The sequence below is a fragment of the Nostoc sp. 'Peltigera membranacea cyanobiont' 210A genome, from assembly GCF_002246015.1.
Taxonomy (GTDB): Bacteria; Cyanobacteriota; Cyanobacteriia; order Cyanobacteriales; family Nostocaceae; genus Nostoc.
In genome coordinates, this window is the sequence record NZ_NOLJ01000002.1 from 76,768 (window position 1) to 103,680 (window position 26,913).

Here is a 26,913-nt window from a genome sequence, read left to right on the forward strand (position 1 = left end):
TCATCTCCCTCATCTCCCTCATCTCCCCATTTCCTAAACTGTTGCAGTTGCAGGTGCAGGTGCAGCTACTTTAGTGGGCTTTTCTTTTTCCTCTTTAGGGGGTTTTTCTTCTTCAATGTCCTGCTTAACTGTCAAATAGCGAATCACTTCTTCACTCAAACGCATGGCACGTTCAAAGGGGGCGATCGCAGTTGCAGGCGCACTGTAGTTTAATTGGATGTAGATGCCATCCCGGTGTTTTTTGATTTCGTAAGCCAGACGGCGCTTACCACGATTTTGAATTTGCATCTCCTGGGCGCCTTGATCGCGAAGCAAATTCTGATATTTTGTAACCGCTTGCTCTACCTGTTCCTCTCCCAAATCAGGACGGAGGATGTACATTGTTTCGTAATTTGTAGTCATATTTTTCAGTTTCCTCATGGACAAAAGTGGCTGCTGATATTAATTTATACCTGACTTTTATTTAAAATGCCAGTATTAATCAACATCTGAAGCAACAAGGAACTATAATCTTACCAGTTTTCAATTTTGTTTCATTAGCCAAATCGCCGAAGTTTGGATTTTTTGGATGTCCCTAATGAAAACTAGGTTGGGAGGCAACCCCGATATTTCTTTCACAAGATCGATTGAGCTATCAGCTTCGCTAAGGGGTATCTTTCTTTAAGGGCATCTTAGTAGCGATCGCTTTTTTGCTCAAGACTCAATCGGTTGGCTAAACAGCTAACTGACGATCGCTACCTGCTCACAGCTTCTAATCGCAGAAAAAAGGATATTCATCAAGGTTATGGCGCAGCGCTACGTGCGAATTCAAAATCCAGAAGGACAGATTTACTATGGGTTACTACAGCTATCCCTGAATGTGCAGGTGCTAGATGCTCCACCCTGGTTACATGGACAACCCACTGATTTAACTTTGACACCAGAAAATTACCAAATTCTGGCTCCCTGCGCTCCCTCAAAAATTGTGGCGGTGGGTAAGAATTATGCAGATCATGCAGCCGAAATGGGAACTCCAGTACCTTCTGAGCCACTAATCTTTCTTAAGCCACCTACGTCGATTATTCCATCTGAGAGGGAAATTAAGTATCCTCCACAGTCACATAGAGTTGACTATGAAGGAGAGTTAGCTTTAGTGATTGGCGATTATGCCTTTGAATGTACGCCAGAGGTAGCCCAAACCAAAATTTGGGGCTACACCATCGCCAATGATGTAACCGCGCGGGATTTACAAAAACAGGATGGTCAATGGACGCGAGCCAAAGGTTTTGATACTTTCTGTCCCTTGGGTCCTTGGATTGTTCGGGAATTAAATCCAGGAGCGAGATTGCAGACTTTTGTAAATGACGATGCTAATCCAGTCCAATCTACCTGTATCGATCGGATGGTATTTTCCCCCGATGTTTTAGTTTCCTATATCAGTCAGGTGATGACGCTACTCCCTGGTGATTTGGTGCTTACAGGTACGCCGGAGGGTGTAAGCGCTTTGCATCCAGGCGATCGCGTCCGCGTAGAAATTGAAGGTATCGGTCGCCTGGAAAACACCGTAGCAACCCGTTAATTTCTAACGCACTTGCATATACACTGCATCGGAAATCGCTGGAATTTCTGCATAACGTCCGCTCACAGACTGGATGACTGAATATGCGACTGCTCCCACTATGCCGATAAAAATGGTTGTGGATAGGGTTTGGATGGCAAAACCACCGGAGGGAACTAGTCCCACAACATCAGTTAGAATGCTAAACAAAAAGATAATGATGTCCAAAAGGATTGCTTGCATGGTGTTGAAACGAATAAAGTGACTAATTTTTTCGTTTCTTACTACCAGTAAAAATAAAGCAAAGAAAATAATCATTCCTGCATAACGCACGCCGTAGTAAATTCTCAACAATGGCAGAAGCGGCAGAAACAGCAGTTGTAATGGTGGAAACTCTGAGAGCAAATATCTACCAAATACAAAAACCTCAATTAGAGGAAGCAAATAAGGCAAGGAAGCAAAAATCCGATCTGAAACTGTTGTAGACCCGCGCCAAGACATTATGCGTTCTCCTGTGGTTAAATTTTAATAGTTACTTGAGCTTAGGATAACGCAGTTGCTAGGTCTTGCTGAGAAATTCAACTATTCTATATGGGCGATGCGAAAGCCCATCATGCACTCATACTGGTCTGGCTGCTGTTGAGTAAGTTTGCGAATCGCTTGACCACAGCGCAGTTGACCCCCACGCCAACGGGGTTGACCGCTCCCATCAGCGAGTAAACAAGACTGGCAAACTTGCTCAGGGGCAAGGATTTGCTCGTCCATTAAAATGACTAGCATCGAATCCCTCCTGTAAATCTTCATTGTCAACCCACATTGCACTCAGGGTAAACACGCTTTGTCGCCCTTTAAAGAGCAGTTTCAGGTAGGTTGGATGCGTTTTGCGTGGTTAAGTGTTGTGATTTGCGCCTAACTTGGGCGATCGCAGAGGACACTTAAGAGCCACATCCTACCTCTTTGTAGCAAAAATGTGGGCAATTACAATTCAATAACAATTCTCAAGTGAATTTAAATTTATTGTACGTTGTGTTTATTGCAAAGTGGAAATCTTAGTAAAAAATAATACAAAGTTTTTTGCAATAAGTTGCGCAAAGACAACTAACGGTATCCATTGCATCCCTGTTAATTTAGCACTAGGATGTGTCAAACTTAATATTCAGAAAACAACAAAAGCTTTACACATAAGCAAGACGGCGACTTATTGAAATTCCCTTGAGGTGAGTAGTTAAAGTGTGGGAAGTCAAGTCAGTAAAACTGAGTTAACTTGATAGCCATTTAAGTGAGGCATTTCTAAAATACTGAGGTAAACTTGCAAGCAAGTTAATACACAATATTACTCAGCGGCTCGTCGGTCTGGGCATCACTTACAATGGAACACTGGCAATTTCTGATACAGAAACAAGGCGCTCGCTCGTGGCATATCCTAGAATCGCCAAATTTGGAAATCTTGGAAGGACAGTATAGAGTTTTGGCTCGTTCTAACCTTCTTAATACAGACGTGGAAGTGCGGGTAACTCACTCTTCAACCGAGGAAGTTCAACCAACGCGGCGAATTTTCAAGCGATCGCGTCGCACTAATTCAGAAGGCATAATGGCGGTAATTCCTTTTACCTACTTCCAACCGGGAGTTTGGGAGTTGCGGTGTTCCGGCGATTTGATGTCGGATCTGCTCGGTAAATCTTGGCAATACAGCGTGCAAGTACAAGTCTTCTCGCCGTTAGCAGAGAGAGAACCGAGGAAAAATTTAGGATCGAGTTCACTCGACGATCGCCTAGATACTGTTTCTGAAAACTTGGAATCTAATGCCCCAGCAGAAACTGCAATTACGTTATTTACGTTTGAGAAAGCGATCGCAGTTTCTGAAGAACTAGCAATTACTACAAATGGCAACCTTGCTACCACTGTTGCACCTGATGAAGAGAACTTGGAACCTAATGCTCCAGCAGAAACTGCAATTGAGCTAGATCGAGCGATCGCAGTTTCTGAAGGACTGGCAATTACTACAGATGGCAACCTTGCTGTTGCGCCAAATGAAGGGAACTTGGAATCTAATGCCCCACCAGAAAATGTAATTGAGCTAGATCACGCGATCGCAGTTTCTGAAGGACTGGCAATTACTACAGATAGCAACCTCACTGTTGCGCCAGATGAAGAGAACTTGGAATCTAATGCTCCAGCAGAAACTGCAATTGAGCTAGATCGAGCGATCGCAGTTTCTGAAGGACTGGCAATTACTACAGATGGCAACCTCACTGTTGCGCCAGATGAAGAGAACTTGGAATCTAATGCCCCAGCAGAAACTGCAATTGGGCTAGATCGAGCGATCGCAGTTTCCGAAGGACTGGCAATTACTACAGATAGCAACCTTGCTATCACTGTTGTGCCAGATGAAACGGAAGAAGATGAAGATATAGTTATCAATCAACCTGTGAGTCCTGTGTGGCTCAAAGGAGAGACGGCAGAGCAGATTTTACAAAATTTAATAGATTTAGCTTTACCCACCTCTGAACTGCTGCCCAAAGATGAAAAGGTTACAGATTCTTCGGCAACACAACTACCGCCACCATTACTGCTAACTTTAAGTGAGGATAATTATATTGCTCGTTGGGGACAAGCTCTTATAATCAACGGGTACATAGAATTCCAAGAAAAGACAAATCTAGATTGGGATGAAACATCATCTTTAAAAAGCTTGCGGGCGCTTGAAGTAGAAATTGATCTGCGATCGCCCAAGAACTCGAAAATCTTGACCAAAGTACGGCAACCCTTATCAGATAAGGAGTTGCCCTTTACGATCAATACCTCAATTGATATTCCTGCTGATTGTGAATCCAAGCTAATTTTGGCAGACATCAGTTTGTATGGTAAATTCGCCGATGCTGGTGAAGTCATGCCGTTAGCTAGCCAGTCTTTTACCATTACAGCAGATGTAACAGAATTACTGGCAATCACAGCCGCAGCAAAATCCAGTACATCTTTAAATAACCTCGTAGCAACATCGGACTCATCTGCTGCTTTCACAGAAACAGAGACACCAGTTAGGCTCGATTTGAAACTATTAAATCTGGTCAAGACTCCAAAAACAGACCAGTCTCAGATAGTTCATCCATCTCCAAACACACCTTTACCAGCGCAAATTAACCTGCAAGTTCTGCGAGAAGCTAACCTGCGGACATCTAAGCTCAAGAATTCAAGTATTTCGTTGCCTCAATTACCGAAACTGCCCCCTATTCAAAGTGATGCCAACATTCCCACAGATGTTGTTGCAGAACCACAGACACCGGAGGAGCTTGTAGAAAAGGATGCCACTATAGCCACCATCAACTTGGAGCAGTTGGTCATCAAGCAACGTCGAATGCCAATAATGGACACTACTTTGCCATACTTGAAACGGCTACAAGCTTCACCAAATGATGCCGAAGAAAAAGTAAAAAACAATGTTCTTCCAGATGCATTAGAAGTTAAAGCGGCTGAAGACTTTTCAAAGTTGGACGCAACTATGGCTGAAGATGAAAATACACCTGAATTAGTAGTAGGTGATGCACAATTTCAGGAAGAATCTGTTTCTGAAGTCGAAGCCCCGCAAAATACACAATTTCAGGAAGAATCTGTTTCTGAAGGCGAAGCCCCGCAAAATACACAATTTCAGGAAGAATCTGTTTCTGAAGGCGAAGCCCCGCAAAATGAACAATTTCAAGAAGAATCTGTTGCTGAAGTAGTAGCCCCGGAAAAGGCACAATTAATTACAACAGGAAACCTTTATTCATCTCCCCTGCTCAGGAAGTGGATGCAGAGCCAAGGATACTCTTTGCCTGAATCTATCAACGATCTTCAACCTCAAGATTACAATAACTATGTTTCACTACAGCAGATACCCCTTCCTCCTAGTGCACAAAATGCGAATGTTGATGTTAACTTGCCGTTAAACCTAGATGCCAACACGGAGAATAATCTGAGCGAAGGTTGGAGCAGTTCACAACTTCTCCTGACTGAAACGCGCCAGGAACATGAGACATGGGAAGAAGTTGAAGGGTTGGCTCCTGAACAGGAGAACTTTGGGGAAAATATAGACACAGCGCAGAAAGTGGAACTAGGAATTGGAGAAAATACGGAAATAGAAAAAGTAATAGAAGAACCAACAATCTTATCAGCTCTGTTAACACAAGTACCGCCCCCTCCTCCTCCGATAAAAATGAATATAGCGTCAGCTTGGTTGGCGCAAGAAATCGTTGTAGATGATACAGATACAGGACTGGAAGGCGATACCGCTATAAGTGACACCTTTGAAGAAAAGGAGCAACCACTGTTATATTCATCTTCTTCCTTACCTCTAATTGCAGCAGCCACTGAGCCTTTGCCAACTCCACATTTGTATGTGCCAGAAGGTGAATTAATTGCTGGCAAGTCTGTCATGGTGCGCGTAGTACTGCCGGAAGTACCTCTGCAAGTTGTTGTCAAGTTATGGCTTGAAGATTATCAAACTCGCTACTTACTAGATGGCCCCCATTTATTGACAAATTTACTACCTAATGTATCGGGAGATTTGGAAGTGATGACGCAATTAAACATTCCCTTTGGCTGTTTGGAAATTCGCTTAGGAGCGATCGCACTCGATCTAACAACTCAACAGGAGAGTCACAAAGTCACAATAGTGCGAACCGTGATTCCTCCAGACTTGCCAAGCTTGCAGCTAGATGAACTCCTGGGTATGTAACTCAGGTATGAGGGGCATTGAGCATTGGGCACAAGAGGCGGAGGGGCAGCACTTCTTTCTCTACGAGAGGCTGCGCCAACGGCTACGCTCAGTGACCGAGGGGCAGAGGGGAAAGAACTTGTACAAGAACTCTCCTCTGCTCCCCTGCTCCCCATCTCCCCTGTGTTAAAAATATGAAAGAATTTCAAAAATTTGGCAGAATTTGCAGTAAGCTCATTTTGAATTGTAGTGTGATTTCATAGGAACCTTTAACTATGGCAACTTCTTTTTTACCTACTGTCTTGGCTAGTACTTCGTACTTGTCTGCTATCTTGGTGCCCATAATTGGTTGGGTTTTGCCAGGTGCGGTCTTCGCGTTTCTGTTTTTATACATTGAAAGCGACGATATCAGCGATATCAACTGATACTGATGTAGTCATTAGTCATTAGTCATTTGCAAAAAACAAATGACAAAAGACAAAAGACAAAGGACAAATGACCAAAATTAATACCGCCCATCTCATAGAGACAGGCGGTTTTTTTTTACGTTGATTTCTCAACAAATGCTAGAAAGTTCTAACTTATAGTATTCGGTTCAAACTAACTAATGTTAAATCGAAGAACCGAGTCCGGCGTAGGCACCATAAAAGAAAATGCCCAAGACTGTAATTATACCTAAACCTGCGATCGTAGCGACGACCCACAGGGGAATTCTCCCACTTCCAGACACAGCTTCTCTCCTCCCTTAAAAACAAATCAACACACGTTCATAAACCAAGATTAACAACAGTACTTCCAGTTAGTTAAAGAAGTAACTGGAAAACAGAATCCCCAGAACGAAAACTAGTAGTAGTCCCAGGTATAGCGAAGTCCGGTTTAGTTCAACCGGCTGATTATTGGGATTGGGCGATCTTTCTGCCATAATTGCTCCTAACGTTGAATAAATTGCATTGCGGCGATCGCGCCTAAAAAGAATACAGTTGGTACACCTAAGGTGTGTACTGCCAGCCATCTAACGGTAAAAATTGGATAGGTAACTGGTTGATTGATGTTGTTTCCGCTAGTCATGATCTCAAACTACTTTCCAATAAATTCTTCAACTTGTTTTTTAGCTTCAAAACGGTTCTTCACAATGGGCACTTCTTGGCGTGCTGGTGTGAAATACTCGTTGGGACGGGGTGTACCAAAAGCATCATAAGCCAGTCCGGTGCTGACAAATAGCCAACCAGCAATAAATAATGCCGGGATGGTGATGCTGTGGATTACCCAGTAACGAACGCTAGTAATGATGTCCGAAAACGGACGTTCTCCAGTGGTACCTGACATTTAGATCCCTACCTTATACATAGAGTGTTATTGAGTTTATTATCCTACAAAGATAAGAAAGAGTTACAAGTTGCAACGTTCTTCTCAGAAATTGTACGTTGGGAATGGAGCATGGGGTATTGGACACAAGAGGCAGAGTGGAAAGACTTACTGCAACTTCTCCCTTGCTCCCCTGCTCCCTGCTCATTAAGCCGCCTCTGGGGAAGTTGTTTCAGGGTTTGGTAGATATTTGAGCAAAACGCCGCGATCGCCAATTATAAATCCCCGCTCTGGCTCTAAGAACACAATCTTGTACAAATTAGCCGCAACTTCTTCTATGTCACGGTCTTTTTCCCAGGTTTTGCCACCGTCGCCACTGCGTAGCAAATTACCGCTACCGCCACCTACCCAAATTTCATCGGGTGTACGATATGCCAAATCCAGCAAACCCCAACTGGTAGATAACTCTGGATATTTTGACTCTTGCCATTCTTCAGGTTTAGTTGGGTCACTAAACTGAACTTGACCTCCTCTAGCTAGCAACCACAATTTCCCATTGTCACCAAAGCCCATGTTTTCTACTCGCCGAGAACTATTGCGGTTATGGGGTACCCAAGCATCTTGGCCTGGTTCCCAAGTCGAGTAGAAGCTACCCTTAGCGGAAACAGCAATATATTTACCATCAGCAGAACGTTCCAAGTTACGCACCACACCCACTGCTGATTCCACCTGGGCTTTCCAGTTTTTGCCGCCGTCTGTGGTCTTATATATGGCTCCAACATTAGTAGCCATTTCCGCTGTATTGTCTGCTAGCGCCTTAACTGCGATCGGGCTACCTGGTAACTTTTCGCTCAGGGGGATACGCGACCAAGAAGCACCTTCATCGGTAGTGTGTAGTAAAAGTCCAGGCTCTCCGCCAATCCAGCCTTCTTTACCTGCAAAACTTACTGAGTCAAAGCGATACTTTTGCTCATCCAGTTGCAGTGTTATTGGTTTCCAGGTATTACCACCGTCATTCGTTTCCAATAGGGTGGCATTGCTACCGACTAAGTAGCCATGTTCAGGGTTATTAGTAAAAGCAATATCCAATAAATTCGAGTCTGTTGGCACAGAAATTACTTTCCAAGGGTTGTAGCTAACAGAGGGAACTTGGCTACAACCTATGCACATCAAGACTACTATTAACAAGGCAAATATTCGTTGCCAACCTTTCACAATTGAATGCATCAGTATTTCTTAGTTATTTCTAAATTTTTGTAGGAGTTGGCAGCCAGGATGCTGTAAAATCCTGGCTTTTTCATTTTGAATTTTGTTAGCGCAGTGTAAAGCCTCTGGTAGAGAGCGTTATTTGGAATTGCTTAAAGGCTGTCATTGTAAGCCGTAAAGACTGATAAAAAACAAGAAGCCAAGAGCCAAAGCACCAAAAATTAGGATATTCTTTTGGGTTGGCGTTAGGTTGTTAACACCCAAACCATAACCGAGATTTTCTTTAAAGCCGGATGCAGTACCGGCAGGGCCGATGTTGGCAAAAGCGGTCTTTTTAGCAGAACAAACTGGACAGCGCCAATTTATGGGCAGTTCTGCAAAGCTTGTCCCTGAAGCAATATCATCTTTGTCGTCTCCCTTTTCGGGTTCGTAAACATAACCGCAGGCGCGACACTCGTAGCGGTCTAACACCGTAGTCTCAACAGCTGGTTCGCTCATGGCTAAGGCCTCGCAAAGGAGAAATCTTAAATATACGTTAAAAATTATGACATAATTGTTAGGCTTTTCTATCACTAGCAAAAGCGAATCAAATACCTGAAGTCCGTCTGTTTCCCAGATTTCAGAAAAACCAAACAGATATAATGTAAAAGAAAGTTACGCAGTTAAGGGATTGGGCATGGGGCATTGGGCATTGGGGCATTGGACATGGGGCATAAGAGGCAGAGGTGCAAAGGGGCAGAGGGGCAGAGGGGAAAGAACTTATACAAGAACTCTCCTCTGCTCCCCTGCTCCCTTGCTCCCCTGCTCCCCCACTCCCCCACTCCTAAAATCCCTAATCTCTAGTCGTCAGTACCCAATCTCCACTCACTACTTAAAATACTCCATAAGCGGTAGATACTCATTGTGTTTGTCCTCAGCGGTTACGAGTACCTTCTAGGCTTCTTCATCATCTGTAGCCTAGTACCTGCCTTAGCGCTCTCAGCTTCCAAGCTCCTACGACCCAGTGGTTACAGCCCAGAACGTCGCACCACTTATGAATCTGGTATGGAACCCATCGGGGGAGCCTGGATTCAGTTCAACATCCGCTACTACATGTTTGCTCTAGTCTTCGTCGTCTTTGATGTGGAGACTGTATTCTTGTATCCTTGGGCGGTAGCTTTCCACCGTTTGGGGCTATTAGCTTTTATTGAAGCGCTAGTCTTTATTGCAATTCTTGTAGTCGCTTTAGTTTACGCATGGCGTAAAGGAGCTTTGGAATGGTCTTGAATTCTAACTTAACAACCCAGGGTAAAGAACGAATCATCAACCCCATTGAGCGTACCAATGTCACTCAAGACCTTTCAGAAAACGTCATTTTGACGACGGTTGATGACCTCTACGACTGGGCGCGGCTTTCTAGTTTGTGGCCGTTGCTGTTTGGTACTGCTTGCTGCTTTATTGAGTTTGCAGCTTTAATTGGTTCCCGATTTGACTTTGACCGTTTTGGGCTAATTCCACGTTCTAGCCCCCGCCAAGCCGATTTAATTATTACGGCAGGGACTATTACGATGAAGATGGCTCCGCAATTGGTGCGTCTTTACGAACAAATGCCAGAGCCAAAGTATGTAATTGCAATGGGAGCTTGTACAATTACTGGCGGGATGTTCAGCGTTGATTCCCCCACAGCAGTGCGCGGAGTCGATAAACTGATTCCTGTAGATGTGTATTTGCCTGGTTGTCCTCCCCGTCCAGAAGCAATTATCGACGCAATCATTAAGCTGCGAAAGAAAATCTCCAATGAATCGATGCAAGAGCGGGATAAAATTAAGCAAACCCACCGCTACTACAGCACGACTCATAACTTGAAGCCAGTAGAAGAAATATTAACTGGTAAGTATTTGCAGTCAGAAACTCGCTATGCACCACCGAAGGAATTGGCGGAAGCGATTGGTATGCCAATACCACCTGCACTGCTGACAGAAAAGGCGCAAAAGGAGGAACAAACCCGTGGCTGAAGAAGAATCTAAACCAGTACCAGCAGCGAAAGAAGAATCATTGGTACAAGCGGGTAAAGTTTCCCAGTGGTTGACGGAAAATGGCTTTGACCATGAGTTTTTAGCACCAGACAAGAATGGTGTAGAGATAATTAAGGTGGCGGCAGATTTTTTGCTTCCCACCGCTACAGCCCTTTATGCTTATGGGTTTAATTATCTCCAGTGTCAAGGTGGTATTGACCTGGGCCCAGGACAAGAATTGGTGAGTATGTATCACTTGATTAAAGTCGGTGATAATAGCGATCGCCCTGAAGAAGTTCGAGTTAAAGTGTTCTTACCACGGGAAAATCCTGTAGTGCCTTCTGTGTACTGGATTTGGAAGACCGCAGATTGGCAAGAGCGCGAATCTTACGATATGTACGGCATTATCTACGAAGGACACCCAAATCTCAAGCGGATTTTGATGCCAGAAGATTGGGTAGGTTGGCCTTTGCGGAAGGATTACATCTCGCCTGATTTCTACGAGTTGCAAGACGCTTATTAGAGATTGCTGAATCGAGACGCGATGAATCGCGTCTGTACAAGATAGTGGTTTCGGCAGTGATTAACCCCTTTCCGGTGGCGGAGAGGGGTTATGTTTTTGGTGTTTCATGTCAAGTCGGTTGACAAAATTTGCTGTAATTCATTGACTGTATTTACTGTTTTAATTGCCTGTTGAATTGTTTTTAATTTCTGCAAATCCGTAATTTGAGAGATTATCGGCATCAATTCTAAACCTTGATTGCCAAACTTAATTTCTAATGCTAATTCAATCCCTGAATACAACTCCTCTTTTCTTCCTCGCAGTTCTCCGCGTGCTTCCCCTTTGCTAAAAATTTCTTGATACCAAGGCGACTGCTCTAAAAGTGCCATATCCCACCTCAAAATTTGCTGAACTATTGCTTTGAGATAATTTGAGACAGTGCGATGTCTACGACGGGCTTCTTTATGAGACGCTACGCGAACGCCTACGCAATTTCTGAACTAATTTGAGCCTTGTTAACTTCGGGGAATTTCAGGGAAATATATAAATGTAGCTTTTATACAAGAAGATGATTAAATTGCATCTCTTTTATAGGGCTAAACTGTCGCACCTTTAAATTATACATCTTCATGTTAGGGTCGTCCGATGTTATTAGAAAACATCAAGCTATCTGAACTACCATCAATTTATTTATTAGAGAAAGAAAAACTGCCTACTTGTCCAGCTATCTACTTTGTATCTGACAGTAAAGGACAGATTCTTTATATCGGTAGAACAGTCAACTTATTTCAGCGATGGAGAGAACATCATAGATTTCAACAGCTAAAAAGATTTAATCGGAGAAACCGTGTCAGTATTAGCTGGATGACTTGCAGCAATGATCTAAATACTCTCTCAAAGCTGGAAAATGAGTTGATCGAGTTACATAAGCCGCCGCTGAACTGGACGAAAGTAGTAACACTAATTAGAAAAATAACTCCAGTTGAGACAGCACTACAGCAAAGCCTTCAGCAACTTGCTAAATTGAACACTATGATATTTGGATTTGATCCAATTTCAGATGAAGAACCACCAACAATATACTTGGTCTATCCCGTCTATGGTCAGCGTGGTCTATCAGGTAGCATACGGATTGCATTAAAAAATATTAATAAAAAGGCTAGTGGACTGAAATGGAAGGAGTACCACACAGACCCTAAATTTTTAGGTAAATTCGGTTATTGGGAGACTCAATATAACGGTATCAGAATAGATTTAGCTCCTGTTCAAGGCTTAGTTCACTTTATGCCTGATTCCACTCGTCGGACTCTAGCTGGAGTGGAGTTTATGGCCTTTAGTCGGGAACAGCTAGAAACAGTCCTAGAAAATACACCAGAGAGTAAGGAGAATATTTCCGGTCTAGATGTTTTAGAGGATGATCCTATTCCACTAAAACTTGTTGATAAAAATTATCTTGGTGAAGGGAAGTATAAAGGTGTCGCTGAAGTTGAACCTTGGGAGGAATTAGAACCAATGCCTGAAGGTGATGTTAGAGTAATGACTCGTCAATTTTTGTATGTGGATGATGTGGAAATAGAGGTGTGTACTAGCGAAAATGGGAAGCATTTTGTTAGGTACAATGTTTACTGGTGGATAATATACGGACGGAAAAATCCTGATCTAGAGCATGATGGCATAATACGTGCTTTAAAACAGACAGTAGATAGACTACCCAGCATCAGATGGTTTGGTTATAGGTTTAGATTAGAGACTATTCTATTCAGCGAAGATGATTTAGAAGTTGAGAGTATGCTGCTACCACTAGCTATGTTTGAAGACCTGATGAGAGACAAATCAGGGTTTAATGTTGAGCTTATAGAAAAAATTCAAAGTGGTGAATATAAATCAAAGCCAGATGACCAGGCAAAGATAAAACTGTATGCATGGCTGCAACGTAATTCAGTATCTTCGCTGCTTAAACTCGATAAGAGCTAAAGAAATGTAGCTAGTACAAAATAGCAAGCAGCAGAGGGCGCATCTGTGTTGCTGCAACAACCTTCTAGCCCATTTGCGATCGCACTCAGCATCTCTATCGTAATTGGTGCGATCGCTGCACTAATTAAAACCCTAAAATCTAGATAATCCCCACATTCCGCCCAGAAGTCAACTTCTGGGCTAATAGACCGATATGCAAATTATAAATGTTTACCAGAATAGAGTTATACGGATTCATACGCAAAGTGCGATCGCACTCAGCATCTCTATCGTCATTGGTGCGTAGGCGTAGCCCGTCGTAGACATCGTTGGACTAATTAAAATCCTAAAATCTAGCTCATCTTAATTGTTCTAATTTTTGTTTAATCAAAATTTCAACTTCTTCAATCTCAGCATTCGATTTTGGGATGTCAAAAGTCTCTGGAGACGCTTCAGATGTAAAGCGGTCAACAAAAGCACGAAACGCTGCTTTGTTGTCGGGATGAGCAATGACAAAGGCTCTTAACTCGGTTTTGCTCATGCTGCTAAATTCTGGCTCAATCACAAGAACCTCCAAAGACCATTGCGATAGATTTCTATCTCTATGTTATCTCCTGCCAAAATAAACACATTACCTGTTTGTTCATCGAGGCGGACAATGTAAATAGGATTTTAATGGTGCGTTGTCACAAAGGTCAACGCACCCTTATCTAAAGAAGCGGCGAGTCCAAACAATTACTTCACAGATGTCACTGTTTGTTTTACTACTGAGCGTGGTTTCTTGCGGTCTGACCTGCGCGTTCCACCAGCCATTTCATACTCATCACTATTTTTGCCATAGCAAGATGCAACATTCAGCAACATTTGCTCAGAATAAGTATTCAACTCACGTTCTGCTTCTACTAATGCATTTTGTGTCTTATCTACTATTGTTTGTGCTTGATTATAAGCAGCTAGCTTCTCTCGTAACTCAATTACTTTAGTGTTGTAAGTAGCAATTGAAAACCCATTACTAAAGTCTAACTCAGGGTTAATTGTCTGCATTCCTTCAATCCGTCGTTCAGCTTTGGTTAGTGACATGGAGTTTCGTTTCCGTTGCGTCATATAGTTTTCCTGTTTGGATTTATTTATAAATAACCCTAATTTTATACACTGAGTTATTTATATATCATCACAATACGCAATAAGCAGATGCACCAGCCACAGTGAAGTTACAGAATTATAAAAGCATTGGATGGCATTAGCCAACTAGATAGATGCGGGTATATTTGCTGAAATTCGTTGAGAAAAGCTGGTTTTGATGTCGCAAAAGCTGGTTTTGATGTCACAAAAGCTGGTTTTGATGTCACAAAAGCTGGTTTTGATGTCACAAAAGCTAGTTTTGATGTCGCAAAAGCTGGTTTTAAAGTCACAAAAGCTAGTTTTGATGTCGCAAAAGCTGGTTTTAAAGTCACAAAAGCTAGTTTTGATGTCGCGGAGCTTTATCTCATGTAGAGACGCGATTTATCGCGTCTAAAAGACTGACACGTTAGAGAGACGCGATAAATCGCCGTCTCTACAAAGAATGTATTCGTTAATTATTCCTTGACAGACTACTAACTAATAGTAACAACAGCTACCATCGCATCGGCTAGAGGGGGATGAGACGAAGCACACTAGAAATTTATTTTTATAACTGAAAATTTTATTTTATTTATGTGTTAAGTAGCTTTCAGGATGTTGTCTGTATAATCTATCATTCAGTTTAAATTATCGAATGTATAATCTATCATTCAATCTTATTGATTATTGACCTCTGTTACTTATTGATAGGTTGAAATTTGGGAATTAGGGTATCTCTTTTTAAGACATAACATACCACTCACCTAGTAGTTATTTATTAACGGAATTTGAGAAGTTATGTAGGCATACTCTATCCTAGACATGACCTAAACTTGTGCTTCAAAAATCATGAGCCATTATATGAATAGTTAGCACGTTTACGGCACTATCCAATGTCTGAAGACTTATTAAACTCCTTTCAAGAAGCATACAGCAATCTCGAACTGTTTCCGTTGATGGAACGGAACGAAATGGAAAGATTTAGAGTCGAATATGGTGATGATTTAATTGCAGACCTGAACCAATTAGTCGAAGATAGTCCTAATAGAGATGGCAAAATTGTCTTTACAGGACATCGGGGATGTGGTAAGTCTACTTTGTTAGCTGAGTTTAGCCGACAAATTCAAGATAAATATTTTGTAGTTCTCTTTTCTATTGCTGACAAAATTGAAATGTCGGCTGTTAATCATATTAATATACTGTTTGCGATCGCAGTTAATTTAATGACAGAGGCCGAAGCCCGCAAAGTTGATATTCCACAATCTACTAAAGAAGCTCTTTATAAGTGGTTTGCTACCCGCACTCGCACTGAAGAATTAAATTTGCAAGCAGAAGCTAGTATAGGTTTTGACCTCTTAAAATTGATTAGTTCTAAATTAAAAGCTGATGCAAGCGTTCGGGATGAAATTAAGCAAGAATTTGAACGCAAGTTATCAGATTTAGTTGCCAGAATTAACGAAATCGCTGCTCTAATTCAAGCTGCAACTAAACAAAACGTTTTAGTAATTATTGATGATTTAGATAAACTTGACTTAGGTAGAGTTAACGAAATTTATCGAGATAACATTAAAGCTCTCTGTCAACCTAACTTTCAAATTATCTACACCATCCCAATCGCAGTCCTTCGAGAAACATTTATTAGCACAATTATTGCCACTGAAACCAACGATCAAGTTGTGGCAATGCCTGTCTTAAAAATATTTGATAAAGGTAAAAACCGCTTCCCAAATGCCCAACCTCGCCGGGAAGCGACAAAGATTCTTGGTGAAGTTTTACAAAAGCGGATTCCTAGTGAATTAATTGCGCCTGAAACTGCTGAAAAAATCGTAATTTACAGTGGTGGTGTATTACGAGAGTTAATTCGCATTTCTAAGGAATGTTGCCGTATATGTTTGCGGACTATCCGGCGTAATCCTTCAGCCAAAGTTATCATTGATGATAAAATTCTTCTGCAAGCAATCAATAAAATTCGCAATGATTTTTCCATACGCTTAGGAAAAACTGATATCGATATTTTGCAGAGCGTTTATGAACAATTTATGCCCAACGATCCCAAACAAGCAGAGTTTTTAGATTTGTTACATGGGCTGTATGTTCTAGAATATCGCACCGATGAAACTTGGTATGATGTTCATCCAATTATTATCGAAAGCTTGAGAAGACAGGGAGCCATTAATGTTAAATGAAGATTTATTAGATGATGAAGGAGAAAATCAGGATGCGTATGATGATTTAATTGTTTCTATTGAAGCTCAAAAGCGGGGCTTAAATTTACTGATTGCGGTTTGCGATGATGCTAGCTTTCGCGAGCAGATTATTACTCAGTATGAAGCTGAACTACAACCCGCCTTCGGTGCATATCGAGTAACTTTACCACGTCAAGAACCAAGCCTGAAAGCTGCTCTTAACCAACTGGTACAACAAGAAGAATATCTCCGTCAGCAGAAGCCGGCGGTGATTACTGTGACGGGTGCTGAACAACTTTATTTTCTCAGATTGGGAAATGAGCAATCAGAACAGGAGAAATTTTTTGGTTACTTACAGTGGACAAGGGAAGGATTGCGCGAATTTCCCTTTGCGATTGTGCTTTGGGTAACTAACCAAATTTTAGTCAGCCTGATTAAAAAAGCCCCTGATTTTTGGAGTTGGCGCAATGGTGTATTTCGGTTTGAATCTAAAAAGACAAATGCTATTCCTGGTAAAGAACTAGAAAATATCCGCTTTGTTTTTCGAGACACAGAATTAGCCAGCACAGATACTAATGAAACTAATCGCTTTTTCTTACCCATTCAAGATTTACAAAGGTTAATCGAGAAAGTAGAACAAGAACAGGGAACGAAAGATCCTACCTTGGCTACGTTATACTCAAGATTGGGCGATATTTACCACAGCAGATTAGATCGGGGTGAATCTCAAAATTATCAAGAAGAACAGGAATTAGCAATTAAATATTGGCGTCAGGCGAGTGAGCTACAAAATGAATTAGGTTTGCAGATAGACTTAGCTAATAGCCTCAACAATTTAGCAGGAATATATCGTGCAATCGGAAACTACACTGAAGCCGAACCCTTATATAAACAAGCTTTAGAATTGAGGAAACGCCTGTTAGGAGAAAATCATCCGGCTTTTGCTACTAGCCTGAATAATTTGGCAGGACTTTATAAATCAACTGGGCAATATAATAAAGCAGAACTTCTATATCAACAAGCTTTAGAACTGAGGAAAGGACTCTGGGGAGAAAACCATGCCGATGTTGCCGTCAGTCTCAACAATTTGGCATTACTATATGATGAACAAGGACGTTATGACGAAGCAGAACCCCTGTATTTGCAATCATTAGAACTTGAAAAACGTCTGGTTGGTGAAAATCATCTTTCTTTCGCTCTCATACTAAATAATTTAGCGCTACTTTATTATCATCAAGGACGCTACAGTGAAGCTGAACCATTATCGCAACAAGCAATAGAATTAGATAAGCGATTTTTGGGAGAAGAAAATCCTGATGTTGCCACAGATTTGCACAATTTAGGTTTAATATACCGCGCTCAAGGACGCTATGAGGAAGCGGAATCTTTGTTTTTAGAATCATTGGAACTCAAGCAGCATGTATTACAAAAAGCGCATCCACTTTTAGCAGATACTATCTATGCTCTTGGTTATATGTACAGGGAACAGGGACGTTACAATGAAGCGGAACCCTTATGTATAAAAGCCTTAGAACTTGATAAGCACCTATTGGGAGAAAATCATCCTAATGTTGCCGAAAGTCTCAATAATCTGGCAGAAATTTATCGTGCAACTGGACGTTACGGTGAAGCAGAATTGCTTTATTTACAAGCTTTAAATATTTGTGAACGAGTCTGGGGTGTAAATCATCACCGTAGTGTTACTGTTCGTCAAAATTTAGAGAAGCTTGCCACAGCAATGCAGAATAATTAAAAGGAAGTAGCGATTTGAATGATCTGTGATGAAAAACCTAATAACAATGACTTATAGCGGTTCTCGGTTGAGTGAGGTACAAGAACCCCACCCCCAACCCCCTCCCCGCTCTTCGAGAGGGGACTATGATGTACCTTTTATGATTAGTAAACGCTATAAGGTNCAGCTTATTGCCCCGTATCGGGAGCCGATGGTTTCGCCTGAGCAATGTCCACGTCAGCGCAACCAGCTAAATACTCAAGCTATACCCAAATTAGTAACTTTTGAAGATTTTGCAGCTTGGCGTCCTGAAGGTGGAAGGTATGAATTACATGATGGCGTGATTGTTGAAATGGCACAACCAGTAGGAGACCATGAAGATATTGTCGGGTTTTTGGTTGAAAAAATTGCCGTTGAGTACGTTCGCAATGGTCTACCTTATTTCATCCCAAAAACAGCATTAGTTAAATCTGCTATTAGTCAGTCCTGCTATTCTCCAGACTTGCTATTACTCAACCGTCCTGCTTTAAAGTTAGAGCCACTTTGGCAGAAATATTCTACAGTTGAGTTTGCCGATTCTATTCCTTTAGTGATTGAAGTTATTAGTACTAACTGGCGGGATGATTATTATAAAAAGCTAGGTGAATATGAACAAATAGGGATAAAAGAATATTGGATTGTTGATTATTTAGCTATTGGTGGTAAAAAGTTTATCGGTAATCCTAAACAACCTACTATCTCTATCTACCAATTAGTTGACGGTGAATACCGAGTTACTCAATTTAGAGGCGATGACCGCATCGTATCACCTATTTTTCCCGAACTAAACCTGATTGCTCAACAGATTCTGCAAGCTGGTAGTTCCCAGTCGTAGCCGCGATCGCGCACAAGTCTATACTTCTAGATAAGATACCCGACCTCTTAAACAAGTCGGGTATCTCTGGAAAGCTTGCTCAATTGTCCTTCAAATAAATCTACTAGCGAATGCCAACGAAACCAGCTTGCTCGATTGCTCTTTGTCCCTGGTCAGTTAATAAAAGATTGGCATAAGCATTTCCAATCTGCTGTTCTGAACCTTTATTCTGCTTAATAATCACAAACAAATTAGCAATCATTGGATAGCTGCCATTTTTGATCGCTTGAGTATTTAGCTGGTTGCGCTGACGTGGACATTGCTCAGGCGAAACCATCGGCTCCCGATACGGGGTAATAAGCTGACCAGAAGTGCTACCCAATGGCAAAGCCTTCACGCTACATTGAAAGACTACTGAACGGGCAGAAGCGTAATACACACCACCAGGGGTTTTACTGAGTTGGCGCACTGCTTCTGTAGCAGAGTAAACATATTGCACATTAGAGCCAAATGCTTGCCCTTTTAAGTCGCTATTGCTAGGGAATATTACTGTATCTGCGTCCTCTGGTCGTTGAGAAAAAGCGGTGATGGGTAGATTTGGCCCACCGACTTGATTCCAGTTAGTAATTTTCCCTAAATAAATTTGCTGCAATTGTTCAACACTTAGACCAGGCACATTGAGTGATGGATTGACTACCACTGCTATCCCATCCATACCCACCTGACGTTGCTCAAGGGTGAAGCCTCGCTCTTTTGCTGTAGCTTGTTCTTCATCTGTGAGGGGACGAGAGGACTGAGCAAAGTCTAGTTTCCCATCGAGCAACATCCGAATGCCGGAGCTAGAACCAGGACTACCATTAACAGGGTTTACATAGCGTAATTGTAGTTCCGGGCGATCGCTCTGGATCTGAGAATCTACCAATTGCCGAATGGATGCCCAAGCGGTACTACCTCCGTAGTTGAATGAGGCAGGGGGAACATCAGCAACTGTCTGAAAAGTTGATTCATTATTAGAGACGCGATTGAAATTTTGATTAGAGGAATTAACGCTGTTGCGGGACAATAAATTTGGCTTCAATAACCACCAAAGTAATCCGCCAATAACCATAAGTGTGAGAACTTTACCAATAATCAAACCTCTAAGAAAGAGGGAGATTTCGCTGTTAATTAAAGCTTTTCTTTGATTTGTATTGTCCATATTTTTAAATTTTCTTTAGTTGTATTTATCTTACAGGAATATCTAAGTATTTATCCTACAGTAATCTTGAAATATTTAAATTTACAGTAAATTTGTAATAGCTAGTTAATAGCCAGTCTGATGATTGCTGCTAGATGATTAATCTTTCTAATTTAGTGAGATTAAATTTGCTCTTTGGTAGTTTTTGCAATGGTGCAATTGCTTTGACAGATTCTTCTGTTAGATGCTGATTTAGCTAGTAGACTACTTGTATTAGTTAACGGGAACTCAACAAATCTTTCTAGAAAACTCTTGAGTGGAGTAGGTTGATTTGGAAGCGATGTCCCCGTATTAATAAATGTGTAGATTAAAACTATTACTATCAAACTAGTGGTTGCACCAAGACCGATGCCCAGGAGTAAAATAAAGTTTCTATAAGTTAGCAAATAGGTATCATCAGCCTTGTGGTTGATGTCAGCAGATTGTGAAGACTGTGACAGCGCTACATCAGAATTAAGTGCTTGTAAAGCTTCTGTGGCAGACTGATAACGCTGGTTGTAGCGATCGCGAACCATTGTATCTAAAATATTTGCCAGAGTATCACTGACCTCTGCCTTGTCGCGCCAGATAACTTCTCCAGTACTGGGATCTTCTGGTAATTGCTCAGGTATTAGACCTGTTAAAGCTTGAATGCCAATCATCCCGACTGCATAGATATCGCTGCAAAGTTTTGGCTTTCCTTTAGCTTGTTCGCTTGGCATATAGCCAGGAGTGCCAACAGCAATTGTTAAGCCTGCTCCCAAAGCACCAATTTTCTTAATACTCCCAAAATCAATTAGCACAATCTTTTGATCGGAGTACCGCCGCATTAAGTTTTGAGGCTTAATATCTCGGTGAATAATATCGTGTTGGTGGACGAAAGCCAGTACTTCTAGGATATCTTTTAATAAATTTACGACTGTATTCTCGTTAAGACGCTGACCTGGGACAATTTCTTGAGTCAACGCATGACCGTCAATAAATTCCTGGACTAAATAGAAATCTCCATCTTCATTAAAATGGGCAAACAGTCTCGGAATTTGATCGTGGTCGTTGCCTAGCTGGTATAAAACTTCCGCTTCTCGATCGAATAGCTTTTTAGCGATGGGTAGAACAGCAGGGTTGGAATCTTTCGGGTGGAAATGTTTAACGACACAATGAGGTTGTCCTGGTAAATCCAAGTCAATAGCCAAGTAAGTATCACCAGATCCTCCGCTTCCTAAGTGTTTGACAATCTCAAAGCGATTCCGAAGTGTTTTTCTGTTGAGAGAGTATCTATGCCTGTTACGTGTAGCACCCCCTACTAAGTAAGTATTACCAGATTCTCCGCTTCCCATCACTTTGACAGTTTCAAAGCGACTTCGGAGTGTTTTTCTGACTAGAGGGTTCTGGCTCATGTGGCGTATACTACTTCTTAATTTACTGACCATTCAGAGCTTGAGTGAGGTTATGGATAACTGCTTGCTGCTAGATTTACTGGTATTTGCGGCAGTTAGCCATCGCTTAGTTGCTTGATTGCTTTGTTTAATACCCTTATAAGTATCTTAATACAAAATTAATTTATGAAATACTTTTGTAATATTATCACTTAAGTAAATTTAACACTATTCCACAGGATTTAAATTGTGGGCAGAGAATAATTAATATTTATGAGTCAGGATGGTTATTTATTTTAACTGTTAAGTCTGATTACTGACAAAACCTTGAAGAGTGAAATTTAAAGGCACAAATACCCTTACAGTGTTCGCCACAGTTTTGTTACCAGATTTTAGTCATCACCAACTGCGATCGCATTGTCAGATCACTGTGAGTTTGACGAAAAAACTAAAAAATATCGGGTAAGTTTTTGAGTTAAATATCGAGTAAGGCTTTTTGAGGTAATACCAATTTAATGTGAAGTTGCACATATCTTGATCCCCCTAAATCCCCCTTTTTAAGGGGGATTTTGATAGATGTTTTTCCGGTTCCCCCCTTATTAAGGCTACGGTGTACACACAAGTCGAATTACCCCCCTTAATCCCCCCGATATTTTGGGGGGAAACAGGAAATTTAGTTCCCTCCCCAATATATCGGGGAGGGTTAGGGTGGGGTAAAACCTTGGTTAATCAGCAATTAACACGTGTGATACCAATTCTTAAAAAAGAATCCATCCCTACCTACCCTTAGCAAGGCGAGGGTACGCGTCAGCGCTGGTTGGGTTATCTGTCGTAAACATTTTTTTAATTGGTAAGCTAATCAGCATTAAAGTTGCATAATCAGGGCGGACAAGATGCCCACCCCACAAGACATTGAGAAAATTTTAATATGCAAATTAAATGTGTTTTAGCTTATCAACTACTTAAACGAGAAAGCAAAATTGCGAATTACAATACTTGCAATCTCTTCAATAACTTCAAGTTTCTACTTTTATGACTAGAAGAAATATTAGGACGGCATTGCCTTAAATTAAATCCGCATAAATTTGCGAACTTTCTTTATTTATTGGTTTACTCAGTCCTTAGAATATCAATTTACAGTATATTAACTGGTTATTCAATACTTTCTTCAAAACATCCTACGTTTCCGACTTTTCCTACCTTTTACTTTACTTGCATCCTTATCACTTCCAATAACTCAATTGCATCTAGCAAAAGTAATAGTGGGAATAGTCTTAGCTTGTTTTTATATATCTTTCATTTAACTTTTTTAGCAAAATGATAAATATGCCTTATCTGTAACCATTGTATAAGGGTAGCACTCCTACGTCTCTACAATCTTTTTCACTGATATTTTTATTCTGTTAATTAAAAAAGCCCCCTAGTGGGGGCTTATTAAGTTGTCCGCGTGGATTGAACAACTAATTAATTAATACTTACAGTAGATACAGTAATCCGAACAAAATAATCCAAATCACGTCAACGAAGTGCCAGTAGATTTCGGCTGCTTCAATACCAAAGTGCTTTTCGTTACTATAGTGACCCGGAACGCGCGATCGCCACAACACAGCAACAATTGCCAAAACGCCGATAGTAACGTGCAATCCGTGGAACCCAGTCAAAACGTAGAATGCACTGGCAAATAAATTGGTAGTTAAACCAAATTCTAAATGGGTATATTCATATACTTGACCTATCAAGAAAATAGCACCCATTGCAGCGGTAATTGCTAACCAGATTCGCGCACCCCGTGTATCGTTCTTTTTAATAGCAGTGTCGGCATTGTGCATGACAAAACTACTAGAAATTAGATTGATGGTGTTAACTCCAGGTAGCAATAGTTCTAATTCTGGGGTACCTGCTGGCGGCCACACAGGTAAGGTCGCACGGAAAGCCAAATAGGCTCCGAACAGTCCCATAAAAATCATCCCTTCAGCAATCAGGAAAACAATTAGCCCAAACAGGCGATGGTCTGGATGTTCTTCATGATGACCGACGGACGCTTCCGCCGCGTGGTGATGATTCAGTTCCGTTTTAGCTGGGTCAATAGTTTGACTTTGCATGAATTTTGATAAGTGGGATTGGGGATTGGGGATTGGGGATTGNGGATTGGGGATTGGGGATTGGCGATTGGCGATTGGGAACTGGGTATTGGAAAATAGTATTTTGTTTGAATTTATTCCCTAGTCACCAGTCCCCTGTTTATTTCCGGTCTTCGGGATTGGCAGCAACCGCTGGGTCGGGTTCTGCTCTTAATACTGAATTGGGACCACCAGATAAGACGGGATTGGGATCGTATAAAGGTACACCTTCATTAGCATTTTCCAACCCGTAGTCGTAGGGGCCTGTAGCCAGTACTGGAGTTTGATCGAAATTTTCGATCGCAGGTGGTGAGGTTGTCATCCACTCTAAGGTAAGTGCCCTCCAGGGATTATTACCAGCTTTCTCACCGTATAACCAACTCCAAATCGCATTGATGATGAAGGGGAATGTCGAAATTGCCAATATGTAAGAACCATAGGTGCAGATTTCGTTCAGTGTGGTGAATTTGGGGTCATATTGGGCGATACGGCGATTCATGCCCATTAAACCCAGTTTGTGCATGGGTAAAAAGGTCATGTTGAGACCCACAATAGTCAAGGCAAAGTGAACCTTACCCCAAAATTCGTTTATCATTCGTCCCGTCATTTTCGGGAACCAGTGGTAAATACCAGCAAAAATTCCTAATACACTACCGCCAAATAGGACGTAGTGTAAGTGGGCAACTACAAAATAAGTATCGTGAACGTGAATATCAAAGGGCACTGCTGCCAACATCACGCCACTAATCCCGCCGATTACAAAAGTGCCAACAAAGCCGATGGCGAATAGCATGGCGCTGTTAAGGCGGATTTTTCCACCCCACATGGTTGCTAACCAGCTGAAAATTTTAATTCCTGTGGGTACGGCAATGATCATGGTGGTGATCATAAAAAACATCCGCAACCAACCGGGGATACCGCTGGTAAACATATGGTGCGCCCAAACAATTAGCCCCAAAAAGCTAATGGCAAGAGACGAATAAGCGATCGCTTTATAGCCAAAAATCGGCTTGCGAGAATGAATGGGGATAATTTCTGAAATTGCGCCAAAGAAGGGCAAAATCATGATGTAAACCGCTGGGTGGGAGTAAAACCAGAACATGTGTTGGTATACTACCGGGTCGCCACCGCCAGTTGGGTTAAAAAATGTTGTCCCGGCAATTAAGTCAAAGGCAAGCAGAATCAGACCTGCTGCTAAGACTGGGGTTGATAGCAAAACTAGCGCCGAAGTGGCAAACATTGCCCAGCAGAACAAAGGCATTTTGTGTATGTCCATGCTGGGGATACGCATCTTGATCAATGTTACCAGGAAATTTATCGCCCCCAAAATAGATGATGTACCCAGCAGCAAGACACTCATAATCCAAATGCCTTGCCCCACTTGTCCTGTTACCAAACTCAGGGGAGGGTAGGAAGTCCAACCTGCATCCGGTGCATCGCCTACCGCTAAACTGGCGATCAGCAATATACCCGCAGGCGGGATCATCCAAAAGGCAACAGCATTCAGCCGAGGAAATGCCATATCTTTTGCCCCAATCATCAGGGGAATTAGATAGTTAGCAAACCCTGCCCCGGTTGGCACAATCCACAAGAAAATCATGATCGTGGCGTGCAGCGTAAACAGACTGTTGTAGACTTCTGGGGTAACAAAATCTATCTCTGGAGTTCGCAGTTCTGTGCGAACCAAGTCAGCCATGACGCCGCCAATGCAGTAGAAAATAAACGAAGTGACTAGGTATTGAATCCCAATCACCTTATGGTCGGTTTGAAAGCCAAAGAAGTCTTGCCATTTTCTGACCCCTGGTTCCTCACTAAGGGCAGGGATATTGGCAGTTTCTTGCAACTGAGCTTGTGTCATAAGAGTGCTGAGTGCTGAGTGCTGATTTATTACTTTTTTAGGTGGATTGTTGACTAATGGTGAACTTGATGAAGGATTTCTGGCTTAATTCCCATGTCCTTGGTGTAAGGAGCAAGAAATTCATTTGGGGATAAATCGGTAGGATTAACAGCGATCGCTTGATTCAGCGTTTCTTTGCTGGCAACTAGCTGTTCTTGCATCCATTTGTCAAAGGCTTCTTGTGGCTCAACAACTACTGGCGCTCTCATTGCACCGTGGTAGGGGCCACAAAGTTCGGCACAGATGAGGACATAATCTCCTGCTTTTTTGGGGGTGAAGCGAATCTCGCTTTGCCTACCGGGGATCGCATCTTGTTTTAGGCGGAATTCTGGAACCCAGAAAGCGTGGATGACATCGTTAGCTGTCATACTGATTTGCACTTCTCGCCCGATGGGGACGTGCATTTCACCTGTAGTTATACCAGTTTCAGGATAGGTGAAAATCCAGGCATATTGTAGACCAGTGACGTTGACTTGTAATTCTGCTGGTTTACCTGCTTTATCAGGAGTGCCCCCAATTGTCGGAGCAACAATACCTACACCTGGGGCATTCCGCAGTTGGGGAATTTGGTCAGCATTGCGGACTTCTGCCGTAGCGGGGTCTTGCATTGCCTCATCAGATTTTTCTTGATTGAGGTTGGGTTCAGTGCTGGGAGGTGTATCGCTTAAAGTTGCAGCGAGTGCGGTTCCCGCACGCTGCGCGAACGCACTCCCATGCCCTGGCATTTTCATCGACTCCTGACTCATCGGTGCTTCATGGATAGCATGGGGATCAAAGCCACCGATTTCGTTGTACACATCAAAGCTGTAAACAGAAATACCGATAACGATAATTGCTGGGATCGCCGTCCAGAGAATTTCTAAAGGTACATTGCCCTCAACTGGTGGGCCGTCTTCATTGTCACCTGCACGCCGACGATATTTAAATGCAGAGTAAATTAAAATACCTTCAACGAGCAGGAATATACCTGTAGAAACGATCATCATCGCGTTGAACAGACCATCCACTAATACGGCTTCATCCGTGGCTGCTGCTGGCAACAGACCGTGATTTTGACCGTACCAAAAGCTGGCGAGCGTTAGCACGATGCCAATGAGTAATGTCCAGATTGAACTTGGAATCTTCACGGCTTACTTAATTGAATTTACTACGTTATCTTAAACCTGCTCACTTACTAAGGTAGTCTAGGCTGTCAGACATGGGGGACAAAGGTCTGAAATTTTTATTAATTTTTTTGCCTAT

General features: G+C 42.0%; 30 protein-coding genes. 11 read left to right on the forward strand and 19 right to left on the reverse strand.

Annotated features, from left to right (window positions below):
• Positions 1-33: 33 nt before the first annotated feature.
• A complete protein-coding gene (gene rpsF, locus CDG76_RS05205) occupies positions 34-402 on the reverse strand; it encodes a 30S ribosomal protein S6 (protein ID WP_094348025.1) in 369 nt (122 codons plus the stop codon).
• 382 nt (positions 403-784) lie between these two features.
• On the opposite strand from rpsF, the gene CDG76_RS05210 reads away from it, so the two are divergent.
• Positions 785-1,558, forward strand: coding sequence for a fumarylacetoacetate hydrolase family protein (locus tag CDG76_RS05210; protein ID WP_094348026.1), 774 nt, complete (start codon positions 785-787; stop codon positions 1,556-1,558).
• 3 nt (positions 1,559-1,561) lie between these two features.
• Here the strand turns inward: CDG76_RS05210 and CDG76_RS05215 are convergent, their stop codons facing one another.
• Positions 1,562-2,038 carry a Tic20 family protein gene (locus CDG76_RS05215; protein ID WP_094348027.1) on the reverse strand — a complete coding sequence of 159 codons (477 nt, stop codon included), beginning with the start codon at positions 2,036-2,038 and terminating at the stop codon, positions 1,562-1,564.
• Positions 2,039-2,119: 81 nt separating this feature from the next.
• The gene (locus CDG76_RS05220) at positions 2,120-2,317 is read right to left on the reverse strand and encodes a hypothetical protein (protein WP_094348028.1); all 198 of its coding nucleotides are present in this window, start codon (positions 2,315-2,317) and stop codon (positions 2,120-2,122) included.
• A gap of 589 nt (positions 2,318-2,906) precedes the next feature.
• On the opposite strand from CDG76_RS05220, the gene CDG76_RS38145 reads away from it, so the two are divergent.
• The gene (locus CDG76_RS38145) at positions 2,907-6,251 is read left to right on the forward strand and encodes a hypothetical protein (protein ID WP_223265136.1); all 3,345 of its coding nucleotides are present in this window, start codon (positions 2,907-2,909) and stop codon (positions 6,249-6,251) included.
• Between the two features lie 184 nt (positions 6,252-6,435).
• Here the strand turns inward: CDG76_RS38145 and CDG76_RS37080 are convergent, their stop codons facing one another.
• Entirely contained in the window at positions 6,436-6,573 is a 138-nt protein-coding gene (locus CDG76_RS37080) for a hypothetical protein (protein ID WP_190240803.1), read from the reverse strand.
• Between CDG76_RS37080 and CDG76_RS05235 the strand changes: the two genes are divergently transcribed.
• Positions 6,533-6,655, forward strand: coding sequence for a photosystem I reaction center subunit VIII (locus CDG76_RS05235; protein WP_442946367.1), 123 nt, complete (start codon positions 6,533-6,535; stop codon positions 6,653-6,655). The genes CDG76_RS37080 and CDG76_RS05235 overlap by 41 nt on opposite strands.
• 185 nt (positions 6,656-6,840) lie before the next feature.
• Here CDG76_RS05235 and CDG76_RS05240 read toward each other — a convergent pair whose 3' ends face one another.
• The 6 genes from CDG76_RS05240 to CDG76_RS05265 form a co-directional block, all read right to left on the reverse strand.
• Positions 6,841-6,960, reverse strand: coding sequence for a photosystem II reaction center protein J (locus CDG76_RS05240; RefSeq protein WP_012411803.1), 120 nt, complete (start codon positions 6,958-6,960; stop codon positions 6,841-6,843).
• A gap of 69 nt (positions 6,961-7,029) precedes the next feature.
• On the reverse strand, positions 7,030-7,152 hold the full coding sequence (locus tag CDG76_RS05245; RefSeq protein WP_094332364.1) for a photosystem II reaction center protein L: 123 nt from the start codon (positions 7,150-7,152) through the stop codon (positions 7,030-7,032).
• An 8-nt stretch (positions 7,153-7,160) separates the two neighbouring features.
• Positions 7,161-7,298 carry a cytochrome b559 subunit beta gene (gene psbF, locus CDG76_RS05250; RefSeq protein ID WP_015115279.1) on the reverse strand — a complete coding sequence of 46 codons (138 nt, stop codon included), beginning with the start codon at positions 7,296-7,298 and terminating at the stop codon, positions 7,161-7,163.
• Positions 7,299-7,307: 9 nt separating this feature from the next.
• Positions 7,308-7,556 (reverse strand): cytochrome b559 subunit alpha, encoded by a 249-nt coding sequence (psbE, locus tag CDG76_RS05255; RefSeq protein ID WP_094348030.1) that lies wholly within the window; start codon positions 7,554-7,556, stop codon positions 7,308-7,310.
• 186 nt (positions 7,557-7,742) lie between these two features.
• Positions 7,743-8,762 (reverse strand): photosynthesis system II assembly factor Ycf48, encoded by a 1,020-nt coding sequence (locus tag CDG76_RS05260; RefSeq protein ID WP_094348031.1) that lies wholly within the window; start codon positions 8,760-8,762, stop codon positions 7,743-7,745.
• A gap of 141 nt (positions 8,763-8,903) precedes the next feature.
• Complete coding sequence (locus tag CDG76_RS05265; protein ID WP_094348032.1) at positions 8,904-9,239, reverse strand: rubredoxin; 336 nt, start codon at positions 9,237-9,239, stop codon at positions 8,904-8,906.
• Between the two features lie 405 nt (positions 9,240-9,644).
• On the opposite strand from CDG76_RS05265, the gene ndhC reads away from it, so the two are divergent.
• Genes ndhC through CDG76_RS05280 form a run of 3 tightly spaced genes read left to right on the forward strand, consistent with a single transcriptional unit; the run spans position 9,645 to position 11,258 of the window.
• On the forward strand, positions 9,645-10,007 hold the full coding sequence (gene ndhC, locus CDG76_RS05270; protein WP_094333328.1) for a photosynthetic/respiratory NAD(P)H-quinone oxidoreductase subunit C: 363 nt from the start codon (positions 9,645-9,647) through the stop codon (positions 10,005-10,007).
• Positions 9,998-10,735 (forward strand): photosynthetic/respiratory NAD(P)H-quinone oxidoreductase subunit K, encoded by a 738-nt coding sequence (ndhK, locus tag CDG76_RS05275; RefSeq protein ID WP_094348034.1) that lies wholly within the window; start codon positions 9,998-10,000, stop codon positions 10,733-10,735. Before ndhC ends, ndhK begins: the two co-directional genes overlap by 10 nt.
• Positions 10,728-11,258 (forward strand): NAD(P)H-quinone oxidoreductase subunit J, encoded by a 531-nt coding sequence (locus CDG76_RS05280; protein WP_094348036.1) that lies wholly within the window; start codon positions 10,728-10,730, stop codon positions 11,256-11,258. The genes ndhK and CDG76_RS05280 overlap by 8 nt, the downstream gene beginning before the upstream one ends.
• 104 nt (positions 11,259-11,362) lie before the next feature.
• Here the strand turns inward: CDG76_RS05280 and CDG76_RS05285 are convergent, their stop codons facing one another.
• Entirely contained in the window at positions 11,363-11,626 is a 264-nt protein-coding gene (locus tag CDG76_RS05285) for a hypothetical protein (RefSeq protein ID WP_094348037.1), read from the reverse strand.
• A 256-nt stretch (positions 11,627-11,882) separates the two neighbouring features.
• Between CDG76_RS05285 and CDG76_RS05290 the strand changes: the two genes are divergently transcribed.
• Positions 11,883-13,211: a GIY-YIG nuclease family protein gene (locus CDG76_RS05290; protein WP_094348039.1), complete on the forward strand. Its 1,329-nt coding sequence runs from the start codon at positions 11,883-11,885 to the stop codon at positions 13,209-13,211.
• A 337-nt stretch (positions 13,212-13,548) separates the two neighbouring features.
• Here CDG76_RS05290 and CDG76_RS05295 read toward each other — a convergent pair whose 3' ends face one another.
• From CDG76_RS05295 to CDG76_RS05300, 3 genes are all read right to left on the reverse strand, one after another.
• Positions 13,549-13,755, reverse strand: a complete 207-nt coding sequence (locus CDG76_RS05295) for a DUF6887 family protein (protein ID WP_094348040.1) — start codon at positions 13,753-13,755, stop codon at positions 13,549-13,551.
• Positions 13,752-13,856: a DUF6888 family protein gene (locus CDG76_RS39560; protein WP_442946368.1), complete on the reverse strand. Its 105-nt coding sequence runs from the start codon at positions 13,854-13,856 to the stop codon at positions 13,752-13,754. Before CDG76_RS39560 ends, CDG76_RS05295 begins: the two co-directional genes overlap by 4 nt.
• Positions 13,857-13,925: 69 nt before the next feature.
• On the reverse strand, positions 13,926-14,294 hold the full coding sequence (locus CDG76_RS05300; RefSeq protein WP_094348041.1) for a hypothetical protein: 369 nt from the start codon (positions 14,292-14,294) through the stop codon (positions 13,926-13,928).
• Between the two features lie 177 nt (positions 14,295-14,471).
• On the opposite strand from CDG76_RS05300, the gene CDG76_RS05305 reads away from it, so the two are divergent.
• The 4 genes from CDG76_RS05305 to CDG76_RS05320 all read left to right on the forward strand — a co-directional run bounded on the left by CDG76_RS05305 (position 14,472) and on the right by CDG76_RS05320 (position 19,083).
• A complete protein-coding gene (locus CDG76_RS05305; protein ID WP_094348042.1) occupies positions 14,472-14,684 on the forward strand; it encodes a hypothetical protein in 213 nt (70 codons plus the stop codon).
• Between the two features lie 500 nt (positions 14,685-15,184).
• The gene (locus tag CDG76_RS05310) at positions 15,185-16,477 is read left to right on the forward strand and encodes an ATP-binding protein (protein WP_094348043.1); all 1,293 of its coding nucleotides are present in this window, start codon (positions 15,185-15,187) and stop codon (positions 16,475-16,477) included.
• The gene (locus tag CDG76_RS05315; RefSeq protein WP_094348044.1) at positions 16,467-18,230 is read left to right on the forward strand and encodes a tetratricopeptide repeat protein; all 1,764 of its coding nucleotides are present in this window, start codon (positions 16,467-16,469) and stop codon (positions 18,228-18,230) included. Before CDG76_RS05310 ends, CDG76_RS05315 begins: the two co-directional genes overlap by 11 nt.
• A 190-nt stretch (positions 18,231-18,420) precedes the next feature.
• Entirely contained in the window at positions 18,421-19,083 is a 663-nt protein-coding gene (locus CDG76_RS05320; RefSeq protein WP_094348732.1) for a Uma2 family endonuclease, read from the forward strand.
• A 103-nt stretch (positions 19,084-19,186) separates the two neighbouring features.
• Here the strand turns inward: CDG76_RS05320 and CDG76_RS05325 are convergent, their stop codons facing one another.
• From CDG76_RS05325 to CDG76_RS05345, 5 genes are all read right to left on the reverse strand, one after another.
• Positions 19,187-20,260: a PstS family phosphate ABC transporter substrate-binding protein gene (locus CDG76_RS05325; protein WP_094348045.1), complete on the reverse strand. Its 1,074-nt coding sequence runs from the start codon at positions 20,258-20,260 to the stop codon at positions 19,187-19,189.
• Between the two features lie 161 nt (positions 20,261-20,421).
• Complete coding sequence (locus CDG76_RS05330) at positions 20,422-21,675, reverse strand: serine/threonine-protein kinase (protein WP_223265137.1); 1,254 nt, start codon at positions 21,673-21,675, stop codon at positions 20,422-20,424.
• A gap of 1,454 nt (positions 21,676-23,129) precedes the next feature.
• Positions 23,130-23,756 carry a cytochrome c oxidase subunit 3 gene (locus CDG76_RS05335; RefSeq protein ID WP_094348047.1) on the reverse strand — a complete coding sequence of 209 codons (627 nt, stop codon included), beginning with the start codon at positions 23,754-23,756 and terminating at the stop codon, positions 23,130-23,132.
• Between the two features lie 139 nt (positions 23,757-23,895).
• A complete protein-coding gene (gene ctaD, locus CDG76_RS05340) occupies positions 23,896-25,632 on the reverse strand; it encodes a cytochrome c oxidase subunit I (protein ID WP_094348048.1) in 1,737 nt (578 codons plus the stop codon).
• Between the two features lie 53 nt (positions 25,633-25,685).
• A complete protein-coding gene (locus CDG76_RS05345; protein WP_094348050.1) occupies positions 25,686-26,798 on the reverse strand; it encodes a cytochrome c oxidase subunit II in 1,113 nt (370 codons plus the stop codon).
• Positions 26,799-26,913: the final 115 nt, after the last annotated feature.